Source organism: bacterium endosymbiont of Bathymodiolus sp. 5 South, assembly GCF_900128535.1.
Taxonomy (GTDB): domain Bacteria; phylum Pseudomonadota; class Gammaproteobacteria; order PS1; family Pseudothioglobaceae; genus Thiodubiliella.
In genome coordinates, this window is record NZ_FQTR01000043.1 from 1 (window position 1) to 14,375 (window position 14,375).

General features: G+C 39.5%; 19 protein-coding genes. 7 read left to right on the plus strand and 12 right to left on the minus strand.

What is annotated here, in order from left to right; genetic code table 11:
* The 8 genes from BBROOKSOX_RS05635 to BBROOKSOX_RS05665 all read right to left on the minus strand — a co-directional run.
* The coding region (locus BBROOKSOX_RS05635) for a tetratricopeptide repeat protein (RefSeq protein WP_180323869.1) at positions 1-479 on the minus strand (479 nt) is incomplete at its 3' end.
* The gene (lysA, locus tag BBROOKSOX_RS05640; protein WP_139660262.1) at positions 476-1,738 is read right to left on the minus strand and encodes a diaminopimelate decarboxylase; all 1,263 of its coding nucleotides are present in this window, start codon (positions 1,736-1,738) and stop codon (positions 476-478) included. The genes BBROOKSOX_RS05635 and lysA, both read right to left, overlap by 4 nt.
* A gap of 7 nt (positions 1,739-1,745) precedes the next feature.
* The gene (gene lptM / locus BBROOKSOX_RS12080; RefSeq protein WP_257607780.1) at positions 1,746-1,874 is read right to left on the minus strand and encodes an LPS translocon maturation chaperone LptM; all 129 of its coding nucleotides are present in this window, start codon (positions 1,872-1,874) and stop codon (positions 1,746-1,748) included.
* A gap of 26 nt (positions 1,875-1,900) precedes the next feature.
* Complete coding sequence (gene aat, locus BBROOKSOX_RS05645; RefSeq protein WP_010646498.1) at positions 1,901-2,569, minus strand: leucyl/phenylalanyl-tRNA--protein transferase; 669 nt, start codon at positions 2,567-2,569, stop codon at positions 1,901-1,903.
* 35 nt (positions 2,570-2,604) lie between these two features.
* Complete coding sequence (nudE, locus tag BBROOKSOX_RS05650) at positions 2,605-3,150, minus strand: ADP compounds hydrolase NudE (protein ID WP_139660274.1); 546 nt, start codon at positions 3,148-3,150, stop codon at positions 2,605-2,607.
* Positions 3,151-3,333: 183 nt separating this feature from the next.
* On the minus strand, positions 3,334-3,600 hold the full coding sequence (locus BBROOKSOX_RS05655) for a thioredoxin family protein (RefSeq protein ID WP_010646508.1): 267 nt from the start codon (positions 3,598-3,600) through the stop codon (positions 3,334-3,336).
* Positions 3,601-3,609: 9 nt separating this feature from the next.
* Positions 3,610-4,566 (minus strand): permease, encoded by a 957-nt coding sequence (locus tag BBROOKSOX_RS05660; protein ID WP_139660263.1) that lies wholly within the window; start codon positions 4,564-4,566, stop codon positions 3,610-3,612.
* Positions 4,559-4,903 (minus strand): ArsR/SmtB family transcription factor, encoded by a 345-nt coding sequence (locus BBROOKSOX_RS05665; protein ID WP_139660264.1) that lies wholly within the window; start codon positions 4,901-4,903, stop codon positions 4,559-4,561. The genes BBROOKSOX_RS05660 and BBROOKSOX_RS05665 overlap by 8 nt, the downstream gene beginning before the upstream one ends.
* Before the next feature lie 156 nt (positions 4,904-5,059).
* Here BBROOKSOX_RS05665 and BBROOKSOX_RS05670 point away from each other — a divergent pair, with 156 nt between their 5' ends.
* Positions 5,060-6,013 (plus strand): MBL fold metallo-hydrolase, encoded by a 954-nt coding sequence (locus BBROOKSOX_RS05670; protein ID WP_257607781.1) that lies wholly within the window; start codon positions 5,060-5,062, stop codon positions 6,011-6,013.
* Between the two features lie 8 nt (positions 6,014-6,021).
* Here BBROOKSOX_RS05670 and BBROOKSOX_RS05675 read toward each other — a convergent pair whose 3' ends face one another.
* The 4 genes from BBROOKSOX_RS05675 to BBROOKSOX_RS05690 are packed head-to-tail and all read right to left on the minus strand — an operon-like array spanning position 6,022 to position 8,152.
* Positions 6,022-6,264, minus strand: coding sequence for a glutaredoxin domain-containing protein (locus BBROOKSOX_RS05675; protein WP_139660266.1), 243 nt, complete (start codon positions 6,262-6,264; stop codon positions 6,022-6,024).
* Positions 6,261-7,331 (minus strand): 3-isopropylmalate dehydrogenase, encoded by a 1,071-nt coding sequence (gene leuB / locus BBROOKSOX_RS05680; protein ID WP_139660267.1) that lies wholly within the window; start codon positions 7,329-7,331, stop codon positions 6,261-6,263. The genes BBROOKSOX_RS05675 and leuB overlap by 4 nt, the downstream gene beginning before the upstream one ends.
* Complete coding sequence (locus tag BBROOKSOX_RS05685; protein WP_139660268.1) at positions 7,331-7,495, minus strand: rubredoxin; 165 nt, start codon at positions 7,493-7,495, stop codon at positions 7,331-7,333. Before BBROOKSOX_RS05685 ends, leuB begins: the two co-directional genes overlap by 1 nt.
* Positions 7,496-7,552: 57 nt before the next feature.
* Positions 7,553-8,152, minus strand: coding sequence for a peroxiredoxin (locus BBROOKSOX_RS05690; RefSeq protein ID WP_180323870.1), 600 nt, complete (start codon positions 8,150-8,152; stop codon positions 7,553-7,555).
* A 109-nt stretch (positions 8,153-8,261) separates the two neighbouring features.
* Here BBROOKSOX_RS05690 and cysS point away from each other — a divergent pair, with 109 nt between their 5' ends.
* The 6 genes from cysS to BBROOKSOX_RS05720 all read left to right on the plus strand — a co-directional run bounded on the left by cysS (position 8,262) and on the right by BBROOKSOX_RS05720 (position 14,141).
* Entirely contained in the window at positions 8,262-9,677 is a 1,416-nt protein-coding gene (cysS, locus tag BBROOKSOX_RS05695; RefSeq protein WP_139660269.1) for a cysteine--tRNA ligase, read from the plus strand.
* Positions 9,662-10,318, plus strand: a complete 657-nt coding sequence (yrfG, locus tag BBROOKSOX_RS05700; protein ID WP_010646518.1) for a GMP/IMP nucleotidase — start codon at positions 9,662-9,664, stop codon at positions 10,316-10,318. The genes cysS and yrfG overlap by 16 nt, the downstream gene beginning before the upstream one ends.
* 128 nt (positions 10,319-10,446) lie before the next feature.
* Positions 10,447-11,112, plus strand: coding sequence for an NYN domain-containing protein (locus BBROOKSOX_RS05705; RefSeq protein ID WP_139660270.1), 666 nt, complete (start codon positions 10,447-10,449; stop codon positions 11,110-11,112).
* A gap of 1 nt (position 11,113) precedes the next feature.
* Complete coding sequence (locus BBROOKSOX_RS05710) at positions 11,114-11,590, plus strand: metallophosphoesterase family protein (protein WP_139660271.1); 477 nt, start codon at positions 11,114-11,116, stop codon at positions 11,588-11,590.
* 73 nt (positions 11,591-11,663) lie between these two features.
* On the plus strand, positions 11,664-12,908 hold the full coding sequence (locus BBROOKSOX_RS05715) for a 6-phosphofructokinase (protein ID WP_139660272.1): 1,245 nt from the start codon (positions 11,664-11,666) through the stop codon (positions 12,906-12,908).
* Positions 12,909-12,980: 72 nt separating this feature from the next.
* The gene (locus BBROOKSOX_RS05720; protein WP_139660273.1) at positions 12,981-14,141 is read left to right on the plus strand and encodes a hypothetical protein; all 1,161 of its coding nucleotides are present in this window, start codon (positions 12,981-12,983) and stop codon (positions 14,139-14,141) included.
* Positions 14,142-14,375 lie beyond the last annotated feature (234 nt).

The following is a 14,375-nucleotide window of genomic DNA, read 5'->3' on the forward strand; positions in this document are numbered from 1 at the left end:
TGGATGGCTTTTTCAAATTGTTTTAACTTAGCATAAGCAACGCCGCGATCGATAAAAGCATCGGCATCCTTTGGGTTTAATTCAATGGCTTGGTTGTAATCTTGGATGGCTTTTTCAAATTGTTTTAACTTAGCATAAGCAGTGCCACGGTTGTTAAAAGCATTGAAATCCTTTGGGTTTAATTCAATGGCTTGGTTGTAATCTTGGATGGCTTTTTCAAATTGTTTTAACTTAGCATAAGCAAGACCACGGTTGTTAAAAGCATAGGTATACTCTGGGTCTAACTCAATGGCTTGGTTGTAATCTTGGATGGCTTTTTCAAATTGTTTTAAATCAGCATAAGCAAGACCACGGTTGTTAAAAGCATCAGTATTCCTTGGTTGTTTGGCAATTATTTCTGACAGCAACTTAACACACTCATCATAGTTATGCTCTGCTTGTGCTTTGTTTACTGCTTGGACCAATTGTTCAGGTGTCATATTGTCTCTTTGGTTGGTGTGTGCCACACATGTTCATGGGTAAAAAGCTCGGCAACGGTTTCTCGTTTACGCACCAGTTGGTGGGTGGCATTAGCGACCATAACCTCGGCAACGCGGGGGCGAGTGTTGTAGTTGGAGCTCATGGTAAAACCGTAAGCACCTGCTGACATGAGTGCCAAATAATCGCCTTCGCTGAGGGGTAGGGCTCGATTTTTGGCAAGGAAATCGCCCGTTTCACAGATGGGGCCGACTAAATCCCACTGGGCTTGAACGCCTGTTGTGTTTTTTTCATTAATGGGCAAAACTTGGTGATAGGCATTGTAAAAACTGGGGCGTAAAAGGTCATTCATGGCGCCATCAACAATGGCAAATGAGTGCTCGGAATTTTGCTTTAAAAATTCAACTTTGGTGACAAAAATGCCTGCATTGCCGACAATTGCTCTGCCAGGTTCTAAAATTATCTCAGTGAGTCCTACTTTGCTAATTATTGCATCAACATAGGCCTTAATATCAATCGTCTGTTCACCTTCATAATCAATGCCAACGCCGCCGCCTAAATCTAAATGCGTAATATCAATGCCTTTATCTTTTAACTGTTCGAGCAGTAGCAAGACTTTATCAAGTGCGTCTAAAAATGGCGCTACTTCGGTAATTTGTGAGCCAATATGGCAATCTAGGCCTTGCACATTGAGATATTTAGAATTTTGTGCTTGTTGATACAAATTAAGTGCATCACTCATATCAACGCCGAATTTATTTTCTTTCAGTCCTGTAGAAATGTAAGGATGGGTTTTGGCATCCACATTAGGATTAACACGAATAGAAATCGGGGCTTGCTTGCCAACAGAGCGTGCAACCGCTTCTATTCTACTAAGTTCAGAAGCAGACTCTACATTAAAACAACGCACGCCGACTTCAAGTGCTCGCTCTATTTCGATAACCGTTTTTGCCACGCCTGAAAACACACATTGACCTGCTTTGCCACCTGCAGCAAGCACGCGCTCTAATTCGCCGATGGAAACAATGTCAAATCCGCTGCCTAATTTTGCCAATACATTTAAAACTGCTAGGTTAGAATTTGCCTTAACAGCGTAGCAAACTAAGTGCGGATGAGCGCCAAAGGCTTGGTCGAATTCACGCCAGTTGTTTTCAATATCGGTGCGAGAATACACATACAGTGGCGAGCCGTAAGCTTTCATTAAATCTGTTATGGCAACAGATTCAGCGTGCAGTATTTGATTTTTGTAAGAAAATCCCAAGTGTTTTTTATGCAATATGTGTGACCACAGATGTAGTGGACGAAGACTTAACTTTTTCTAATTCGCCTGTTCTGCCACAAGCGGAAAGTCCGATAATAACGAAGGTCAATGCCATTAATTTGATAATCTTTTTCATCTTGTCTTCTCTAATTTAATAACTGTTTATTTTAACAGCAATTTATCTAATTTTTTGATGAACACATTGCGCTCAATATTAAAAGCCCCTAGGCTTTTTAAATGCGCATTTTCCACTTGACAATCAATCAACTCATAGTCCATATTTTGTACCAAATACACAAAGGCTATTTTTGAGGCATTACTGACTAAAGAAAACATCGATTCACCAAAAAATACCTTGCCCATACTTACGCCATACAGCCCGCCCACTAACTTAGAATCTTGATACACTTCAACTGACTTTACCACACCTTGCGTGTGTAGTTTGGTGTAAGCACGCACCATATTTTCATCAATCCAAGTGCTGTCTTGGTCTTTGCGCTTAATACTTTTACAATGATAAATGACGCTGTCAAAATCGTGGTTAATTTTGATTTCAAATCGCCTTGAACGCACGACTTTGTTTAAACTTTTAGAGATATGCAGTGCTTCAGGTGTCATAATCATACGCGGGTTTGGTGCATACCATAGTACGGGCTCATTTTCTCCATACCAAGGGAAAATTCCCTGCTGATAAGCGTTAATTAAGCGCTGAGATGACAAATCACCGCCAATCGCAATCAAGCCATTGGGTTCGTCCAATGCTAAATCAATATCAGGGAAGGGCGCATCTTGAGCGTCAAGAAAAAATTCCTCAGGAATAACAAGATTCATCTATGCTTACCTCGTCAATGTTTTGTTTTGCACACTTACTGGTTTTTAATGATTTCTTTTGCCATGTAGAGTGCTGCAATGGTTCTGGCTTCGGTTAAATCTTGGTTGTACACCAATTCTTCTAAATCAGACAGTTTGTGTTTGACCACTTCTAATGGCTCAGGCTCATCACCCTGCGCACTGTCTTCATATAAATCTTGTGCCAAAACAATATGGGTAAAGTTTGATTGATAGCCTGGTGCCAATGTCATGGTTTTTACAAAAGAAAGTTTTTTCGCACCGTAACCAATTTCTTCAATTAATTCTCTATTGGCGGCTTCAAGGGGTGATTCACCCGCATCAATTTTGCCTTTGGTTAATGCCAACTCATATCTGTGCGTGCCACCAGAATATTCGTAAATCATCAATACTGTATCATCATCTAGCATTGGAACAACCAAAACAGCGCCGTCTCCATCTGGCTTTAAGCGCTCATATTGGCGTTTTTCGCCGTTAGAAAACGCAACATCCATGCTTTGAATGTTAAAAAATTTTGTGGTGGCAATATTTTTTATATTTGATAATATTGGTTTTTTACGCATATCTACATTATAGAGACCTTTGCATAAATAGGAACAATCATCAGAAACCCACTTTTCACCCACTTGGCGATTTTTTAAACCCAGCCTTAGCCCTGCTAGGACAAGGTTTAAAGAAATCACCCATTGGGCAAAAATTGGATTTTGCTAATCATTCCTATTTATGCAAAGGTCTCTATAAGGTGTTTAACAACAATTATTATCCGTTGGACAACATTGCGACTTAAACCACGATAATATGGTTGTTTTGTCAGGAATGCCTCCTGCATGTGCAATTTTCCCATCTACAATAACACCAGGGGTAGACATAATCCCGTACTCCATAATTTTAACTTGGTCTTCAATTTTCTCCAAATTGATGGCAATATCATTGTCATCGCAAACTTTTTCAATTAAATCCTGAGTAGTCTTGCAATTTGCACAGCCAACCCCCAATACTTTTACTTCTATCATTTTTAGCCCCTAAAAAATTAAATTAAACAACAAACCCACCAAAGTGATGGACACAGCAACAATCCCTGTAAATAATGCCAAAGCTCTCCAGTGCATTACTTTTTTTAAAATTAACAACTCGGGCAAAGAGATGGCAGCAATACTCATCATAAATGCCAGTGTTGTACCAACGGCAACACCTTTAAGCAACATTGCTTCAACCAAAGGAATTACCCCAACTTCATCGGAATAAAGTGGCACACCAACAATAACCGCCATTGGCACAGCAAAAAGATTGTCACTGTTTAAGGTTTCTGCCCATTGTAATGGGAAAAAACCGTGAAATAACGCACCAATACCAACGCCGAGAAAAACCCATTTCCAGATTTCAGCAATAATCTTTTTGGCTTCGGTGGTTGCATATTGATGCATTTTTTTCCAAGCATTGTCTATGGGTAGATTTTCCATGCTCATGGTTTTGGCATTTTTGATTGCTTCATAATTTAAAATATATTTTTCCACGCCCATTTTTTCCATCAATATCCCACCAAAAAAGGCAATAATCGCACCAGCAGTAACAAACATTAAAGTCGCTTTCCAGCCCACAACACCAATTAAAATGATAACGGCAATTTCATTAATCATAGGGCTTGCGATTAAAAAAGTAAAAACCACGCTGAGTGGAATACCCGCACGCAAAAAACCTAAAAACAATGGAATGGAAGAGCAAGAGCAAAATGGCGTAACGCCACCTAAGGCAATTGCCATTAACTGTGCAAAGAATTTTGATTTTCCTTGTAGATAATCGCGTACTTTTTCTGGCGAAATATAGAATCTTAATAAACCCATAAAATAGATAATCAGTGCCAACATAAAAAATATTTTGACAATATCCATCACGAAAAAATGCAAGGTATCACTTAAGTGGCCTTGCATAGGTATTCCTAATAAATCAAATACCAACCAATCTGCCAAAGATTCAAACATTATTTACCCTTACATTTGGTCTATTTTTCATGGTGCTTAATCTTTGTAAATCTTTTTTGTATAAGGTTTGTTCGTATGCTTGTGTGGTTATAAGTTTGATAATTGTGACTTGAAAATCTGTCAAATCTAGCTGAAGAGAATACAAAACCCATTTTCCATAACGGCGCTTACTAATTAAGCCATTTAGTTTCAAAATATTTAAATGGCGTGAAATTTTGGATTGCCCAAGATCAAGTGCATATTCTAATTCACAAACACACAACACTTTGTTTTTACAAATAAGTGCCAAGCACCGAAGCCGAGTTTCATCAGATAATACATTAAAAAAATCATTCATATTCGTATATCCGTTTATTTGTATATGTAAATTTTCATATCTTTATATTATAGCAAAAAAATTAAATGAATGGAATATGGTGTATCATATTTCCAAAAGGCTTTACATAATTATGTAAAGCCCTCTTATAAAATTAATCTAACATTAACAGGTAATATGATGAAAAAAGGTTTATTGATATTGTTGCTAATTGCCGTTGGCATTTGCTATTTATTATACGATTCAGAAAAATATGTGTTTGAAAAAATTGCTGATAATGTCTATGTAATACACGGCCCACTTGATGAGCCTAATGCAAAAAATCGTGGGTTTATGAATAATCCTGGGCTTATCGTTGGCAAAAATGGTGCCATTATTATTGACCCAGGTAGTGCTTATGGCGTGGGGAAAAATGTCATGATAGCGGCAGAGAAAATTACCAATAAACCAATTGTCGCAGTTTTTAACACCCATGTGCACGGCGACCACTGGCTCGGCAATCAGGCAATTGTTGAGCGCTATCCAGCGGTCAAAATTTACGCCCATCCCAATATGATTGAGCAAGCCAAATCTAGTGAAGGCGAGCGTTGGATTGCATTGATGAGTAAATTAACTGAAGGGGCATCTGATGGCACTATTGCCTCGTATCCCACCGATACAACCACGCATTTACAAATCATTAAAGCAGGGGGTGAGGCCTTTAGAATGCACCACGATATTACCGGTGTAGCACACACCAATACCGACTTAATGATTGAACACATTAAAACCAAAACTTTATTTATGGGCGACAATGGGCTTGTGCATAGACACGGAAGATTTGATGAAACTTCGGATATGCATGGAAATATTGCAGTTTTACAATATGCAACCGATTTAAACCTAACTTATTATGTACCCGGTCATGGTCCAACAGGTAACGCAACAACTACAGTAAAGCCTTTTCTGCATTATTTACAAATCGTACAAGATGAAGTTAAAAAAGGCTATGAGCAAGATTTAACTGATTACGAAATTAAACCAATTGCCGATAAAAAACTCACCGCTTATCACGACTGGCACGGCTACGAAAGTAACATGGGTAAACATATTGGCAAGATGTTTGGCGAGATTGAAAGTTTAGACGAATAACGACTCGTTTATTCATCGAAAAAACCATCCATATGCAGCTCAGTTAGATCGCTAAAGCCGCCGATATGTTTGTCATTAATCAAAATTTGTGGCACCATTCTCGCACCATTAGTGACCTTAGAAAACTCTGCCATTAAAGTGCGGTCCTCATCAATCATTTTTTGCTCAAAAGGTAAATTCCATTTGTTCAGCAGTGTTTTAGTTTTGACGCAAATTGGGCAGGTATTGGTAGAATAAACAATTATTTTCACGCCAATGCCTCCACGACTAAATCACCCATTTCGCTAGTACCAACAACGCTATTGCCATCACCAGCAATGTCTTGCGTGCGATAACCTTGGTCCAACACACGATTAACTGCCGCCTCAATCTTATCCGCCAAATTCTCTTGATTGAGCGAATAACGCAACATCATTGCCACTGAAAGAATCGTTGCCAATGGATTGGCAATATCCTTGCCTGCAATATCAGGCGCACTGCCGTGAATAGGTTCATACATGCCAAAACCCTCTTTGTTAAGTGAGGCTGATGGCAGCATACCAATTGAGCCTGTGAGCATTGCTGCACAATCGCTCAACACATCGCCAAATAAATTACTGGTAACCATCACATCAAATTGCTTGGGCGCTTTAACGAGTTGCATAGCGGCATTATCCACATACATATGCGAAAGCTCCACATCTGGATAATCCTTTGCCACTTCAATCATAGTTTCACGCCATAACTCACAGACTTCTAACACATTTGCCTTATCTACCGAACAAACACGCTTGTTACGAAGTTGTGCAATTTTAAATGCTGAATGCCCAATACGCCTAATTTCTGACTCAGAATAAGTCGCTGTATTAAAGCCATATTTTTCACCATCTCGCTCTTCAACACCACGCGGTTGCCCAAAATAAATACCCGCTACCAACTCACGCACAATCATTAAATCCAATCCAGAAACCACGGCTTCTTTAAGAGTTGAGGCACTGGCAAGTTGTGGGTATAAAATCGCAGGGCGCAAATTAGAGAACAAGTCCATCTCGCTACGCAACCCCAAAAGCCCTCGCTCTGGGCGCAAATCGCGCTCTAATTTCTCCCACTGATAACCCCCGACTGCCCCTAACAAAATACTGTCGCACTCATGAGCTGCATCAAGTGTGGCTTGTGGCAGAGGTGAAGCAGTTTCGTCATAAGCAGCACCGCCCACTAAGCCATGAACCAGCGTCATATTAAGCTGGTGATTCTTATTTAAATAGTCAATAACCTTTAACGCCTGTGCAACAATTTCTTGCCCAATACCATCGCCTGGCAAGATAAGTACTTTTGACATTAAACCTCTACCATTTCAAACTGGTCTTTCGTCACGCCACAATCAGGGCACACCCAATCTTCAGGGATATCTTCCCATTTTGTCCCTGGTGCAATCCCCTCTTTCTGTGAACCTTTGGCTTCATCATAAATCCAGCCACAAATCATACATTTGTAAGTTTTCATTTTTTTCTCCGTAAAAAAGGGAGCGCTAACCACTCCCTTGTTATAAAAACAATTTATTTATAGATCCTCAGCGTTCTTAGCCAAGTACTCTGCCACGCCTTCTGGTGTGTCTTTCATGCCTTCGTCACCCTTGTTCCAGCCCGCAGGACAAACTTCACCATGTGTAGTGTGAAAATCAAGGGCATCAACCATACGCAACATTTCGTCAACATTACGACCCAATGGCAAATCATTCACCACTTGATGACGCACATCAAAATTCTCATCAATTAAAAATGAGGCGCGAAGTGCAATACCTGCTGGATGAACAATACCGTATGCTGTCATAATTGAATGGTTCACATCAGCGACTAAAGGAAAATCAATCTTGCCTAATCCACCGTCTTTAGGTGCTGTATTTCTCCATGCATTGTGGGTAAATTGTGAATCAATTGAAACACCAACGACCTCAACGCCTTTTTCTGCAAACTGTGCCACACGGTGGTGGTGTGCCAAAATCTCTGATGGACAAACAAAAGTAAAGTCCAATGGATAAAAGAACAACATAATTTTCTTGCCTTTCAAACTAGAAAGTGTGAAGTTATCGACGATTGAACCATCTGCTAATACCGCTGCAGAAGTAAAATCTGGTGCTTGCTGTGTTACTAAAACGCTCATAATTTTCTCCAAAATAATAATATAAAACCGCTTAATTATACAATCGTAAGTAGCTTTAAATCATATAAAAAATAAGGGATTGCCTGAAATACTAAGTAAAATACCGCTTATGCTTAAAATCTACAATACGCTTAGCAAACAAAAAGAAGAATTTAAACCCATCAATTCAGAGAAAGTAGGGATGTATGTCTGCGGAATGACGGTCTATGACTATTGCCATATGGGTCATGCTCGTGTCTTAGTCATGTTTGATGTAATCACACGCCATTTGCGCCGTCATTTTCCTCAAGTAGAATATGTGCGCAATATCACCGATATTGATGACAAAATCATACAGCGTGCTGTTGAAAATAAAGAAGATATTTACGCACTAACCAACCGATTCATTGCTGCCATGCACGAAGATGAACGGGCACTCGGCATCTTACCCCCTGATATTGAGCCACGCGCAACCGATGCCATTGACCAAATGTTTTATATGATTGAGTCTTTAATTGAAAAAGGCATTGCCTATCAAGGTAAAAATGGCGATGTCTATTACTCGGTACGCAAATTTAAGAATTACGGCAAACTCAGTGGTAAAAATCTTGATGAGCTTGAAGCAGGTGCCAGAGTTAATATTGAAACCAGCAAACAAGACCCGCTAGATTTTGTGCTATGGAAAATGGCAAAGCCTAACGAGCCGAGTTGGCAGTCCCCTTGGGGTGATGGTCGCCCAGGTTGGCATATTGAATGTTCAGCAATGTCATGCACCCACCTTGGTAAACATTTTGATATTCATGGTGGTGGCATGGACTTAGCCTTTCCACATCATGAAAATGAGATCGCCCAATCAGAAGGTGCTAACGATTGTACTTTTGTCAATACTTGGATGCATGTAGGGTTTGTCAACATCAACAACGAAAAAATGAGCAAATCGCTGAATAATTTTTTTACCATTCGTGGTGTATTAGAAAATTACGATGGCGAGACCTTGCGCTACTTTATTATGAGTTCACATTATCGCAGTCCACTTAATTTCTCCGATGAAAACTTAGACAACGCTAAGGCATCTCTAACGCGCCTATACACTGCCACACGCGGATTAAGCGCCTCAGCAGCAGCAACGGAAGAAGTCTCTCAGCGCTTTGATTATGAAGCGCGATTAACAGCAGCATTAGATGACGACTTTAACACACCGATTGCACTCAGTATTTTGTTTGAACTCGCCAAAGTCGTCAATGCCAAGCGTAAAAAAGACAGTGACCAAGCAAATGCCTTGGGTCAACTACTGAAAAAATTGGGTGGCTATATTGGCATTTTGCAAATGGAGGGTGATGTCTTTTTAAAACACACCTCTCAAGGAAGCACTGAAAAGAGAGGCGTGGGTTTGTCCGATACGCAAATTGATGCAAAAATTGATAAGCGTAATCAGGCTAGAAACAACAAAAACTTCGATCTATCCGACCAAATTAGAGATGAGTTGGCTGAATTAGGCATTATTTTAGAAGATAACGCAGATGCGACAACATGGCGCAGAAAATAGACTGGGGAAATATCGACACCATCTTACTAGATATGGATGGCACTCTATTAGACCTACATTTTGACCTACATTTTTGGATGGAATATATGCCTTTGGTATTTGCTAAAAAACACAATATAACCTGTGATGAAGCCAAAGATAAACTCTATCCAATCCTACGCGCAGAAGAAGGCAAACTACATTGGTATTGTCTGGATTATTGGCAAGAAAAACTACAATTAGACATTGCTCAACTCAAAGAAGATGTGGCACATTTAATACAAATCCATCCCTTTGTATTGGCGTTTTTGGAGCAAGCCAAGACGCATAAAAAGCGTATTTATTTAGTGACTAATGCACATCGAAAAACATTGGAACTAAAAATGCGTGTAACTAATTTAGCGTCTTATTTTGACGGCATTATCTCTTCTCACGATTATGATGTTGCCAAAGAAAAACAAGAATTTTGGCAGCAATTAGAAGACGAAATTAAATTTGATAAAGCAAAAAGCATCTTTTTTGATGACTCACCCTCTGTCTTAAAATCTGCCAAGCAATATGGCATTGGTACAGTCGTTGCTATCAGCAAGCCCAGTTCTAAAGTGAACGCCAAAGAAATTGAAGGCTTTATCAATATCGAAACTTTTGAACATGTCCTGTAAAGATTGGTTGACATTAATTAATAAGTTAGTATAATCAATTTCATACATAGCCCAAAGCAGTACGCAAAATCATTAAATAGGTGTTTTGCCAAACCTTTGGGCTTTTTTTTGCTAGAAAGGAAATAAGTATGAGAGATGTTGCTATTTTAGTTGATGGTGGTTTTTACCTAAAACGCTACAAAAAACAAACCGATGGTAAACAAGTTGCTAAAGGCTTGTTGACACATTGCTTAAAACATATTCACAATCAATCTGAAAATAATGACCGTCATATAACGGAACCAGAAAGACTATATCGAATATTTTTCTACGACTGTCCGCCTATTACCAAAAAATTACACCATCCAATAACAAAAAAGGCTGTTGACTTCAAAAAATCAAAAACTGCGTTGCTTAGACAAGATTTACACAATCAATTAAGAAAAACTAGAAATGTCGCATTAAGATTGGGGTTTCTTGATGAAAAAAATGCACGCTGGACGCTAAAAAACCCAGAGCGATTTAAAGACTTAATATCAGGAAAAATCACACATACCGATATTATTGAAAGTGATGTGATTTATCACGCTCAACAAAAATCTGTTGATATGAAAATTGGCTTAGACATTGCCTCTATGGCATACAAAAAACAAGTCAATAAAATAATTTTAATCTCTGGCGACAGTGATTTTGTTCCTGCGGCAAAATTGGCAAGACGAGAAGGCATTGAATTTATATTAGACTCTATGAATGCACCTATCAAACCTGATTTACAAGAACACATTGATGGCTTGAATACAACATTATCCAAATAAAATGACACTCAAAATCGGCATCCTTTCAGATTCTCACGGCTGGATTCACCCCGATATTATCAGCCTAATGAACACCTGCGACCAAATCATTCATGCGGGTGATATCATCGAAGAACAAACACTCAGCGTGTTCACTCAGCCACTCACTGCTGTTCGGGGTAATAATGACGCACACCTTAAATTTTCTGATATTGAAATACTTGAACTTCTTGGCGGCACATTAGCAGTAGAACACGGGCATGAGCATGGGTGGAAAACACCCTCACACAAATCCTTACGCCAGACTTATCCCAATGCTAAAGCCATTATTTATGGACACACGCATAAACAAGTGATTGACACAGAATCTAGCCCTTGGGTAATTAACCCAGGTGCGTCAGGTACGGTGCGTAATGGTGGCAGTTCTAAATGTTTGGTGCTAAACATTGATAATTCACAAAACTGGGAATTCACACCACATATTTTTGAATCAATATAAGACCTTTTTTATATACGAAATTACCATAGCAATGTATAATTAATGGTTTTTATAAGTCAAAAAGGAACTAACAATGAAAAATGCTTTTTATGCACAATCTGGTGGTGTAACAGCCGTAATTAATGCTTCTGCTTGTGGTGTGATTGAAACAGCACGCAAACACTCAGACAAAATCGGCACAGTTTATGCAGGTCAAAACGGCATCATTGGTGCTTTAACTGAAAATCTAATTGACACTTCTAAAGAATCTGATGCTGATATTTCCGCACTCAAGCACACCCCTTCTGGCGGCTTTGGTTCTTGTCGTTATAAGATGAAATCTTTGGAAGACAACAGGGCAGAATACGAAAGATTGATTGAAGTATTTAAAGCACACGATATTGGCTATTTTTTCTACAATGGTGGCGGCGATTCGGCGGATACTTGTTTAAAAGTTTCTCAATTGTCTGAATCCATGGGTTACCCAATCCAAGCCATTCATGTACCAAAAACAGTTGACAACGACTTACCCGTAACCGACAACTGCCCAGGATTTGGCTCTGTTGCAAAATACATCGCTGTTTCTACTATGGAAGCAAGTTTTGATGTGGCTTCTATGTGTGCCACTTCAACCAAAATTTTCGTTTTAGAAGTGATGGGTCGTCATGCTGGCTGGATTGCAGCAGCAGGTGGCTTGGTTGATGATTCAATTCCCGTGGTAATCTTGTTCCCAGAAGTAGATTTTGATGAGAAAAAATTCTTAGCCAAAGTAGATGCGAATGTTAAAGAATTTGGCTATTGCACCGTTGTGGTTTCTGAAGGCACAAAATGGGCAGACGGTCGTTTCCTTGCCGAACAAGGCACTCGTGATGACTTTGGTCACGCACAACTCGGTGGTGCAGCGCCTGTGGTTGCTAACTTAATTAAAGACGCATTGGGGCATAAATACCATTGGGCAGTAGCAGACTATTTACAGCGTGCAGCACGCCACTTGTCTTCTAAATCTGATGTTGAACAAGCCTACGCATTAGGTGAAGCAGCCGTAAACTTGGCAATGGAAGGCAAAAACTCAGTAATGCCTGCAGTCATTAGAACCTCAAATAACCCTTATACTTGGGAAATTGGCATGGGTGAGTTAAAAGACATTGCAAATGTTGAAAAAATGATGCCAATGGATTATATTTCTGATGATGGTTTTGGTATTACCGATGCCTGTCGTGAATACTTACAGCCACTTATCGAAGGTGAAGACTACCCACCTTACAAAAATGGCTTGCCAGATTATGTAGTAATGAAAAAAGAGATGGTAGAGAAAAAATTACCTTCATTCGAAGTTTAGGCTTGATTTAGACTTAAGGGGTTTATGTTGTGCAAGTGACATAAGCCCTTTTTTTATTAAGGAGTAAAAACAATGCCAATTGGTCCAAGAGAAATTAGCGTCCCTTTTCGCCCCATTCCACTGGATGTGCCGGAAGGAATGAAGCCAAATGAGTTTTTTAACTCGCCTGAGAATTTGGCAGATTTGTCCAATAACAATGGGCTGTTGGTCAACGATGAAGATTTGTTACTCTATAGAAAGGCACTGGGGCATTCAAATGAGTTTGATTGCTCTATTATTTACAACACCTCGCAAAAGATTTTGAATCCACTGGGTAGGCCCGTTAGACGCACGCAGGTGCCTGATAATGTGAAAAATGTTTGGAATCGAATGAACCAAATTATTATCAGTTTTATGCTGGAGCAATACCCAGACCCAGAAACACATTTGGTGTTAGCAGGCGAAGCCTCATTAGATTCCACCTGGCCGATTACCTCCCCTGGTGTGCCGAGCATTCGGATGTTGCACAACCACTTTATTGTATTTGACAAACAACAACTCAAAGAAGCAAAAATAACGGATACCAACAATCCTAACTTAACCGATGGCGGGCAGCACTCTTTATTTGCTGCCTATATGCAAGAAGTGTATGTGGAGTTTTTATCCTCATTAGATTTGAAAATACTCAAACCAATGTCTGGCGAATCCTCCAGTCTGGCGCTCACAGGTTATCCACAAGGGCTAACACGCTGGGAAATACAAGGAGGTATTGACAGCTTAAAAGGAGTTGAATTTTGGCACGAATACGACCAAATTCTCAAAGGTTTCTTGGATTTTTATCGCACTTTTTTCGCACAAGTGTCTAGTCGCAATTCAGGGGTGCCAAAAAATGCTTATTTTGCCAAAGAAATTGAAAAAACTTTATTGTTTAACAATGGGTTTTTATCTGCCGCCAAAAAAGTGCGTGACAAATGCCTAAGCGATGCAAAATATGCCTCAGATATTCGCTGGCAACCTGCGTTTAAACAATTAATCTATCGTGATGACCAAGGCAGATTGATTGTTACTATTTCGCAAAATTCTATCGGTAATGCAATTACCGAATTACTAGGAGTGGTGGTCAAACGCACACCCAATGCCGAAGGTTATGAGCAATCTGAACCTGCATTAATTAAAAAATTACTCGAAGTACGATCAAGACTGATTGAAGCAGATTTGGGTTACGGCATAAAAACTAAATATTGGGATAAATAAGATTCTTCCCATGTAGGCATTGTCCAACACTTAAATTTCTTCCACTTTCTTAATTCGGCACCGTCTTGACCTTACTAACGCTCCAATACCAACACCAGCCAACAGTACAATAGGGTCAAGTATCTGACTACATTACCCCAAAACCTCTGACAACTTTTTAAAATTTCTTATATAGAACATCCTAAGAAGCCTTCGCTTTTTCTTGATTTAATTTTATACTTTCTTGGTACGCAT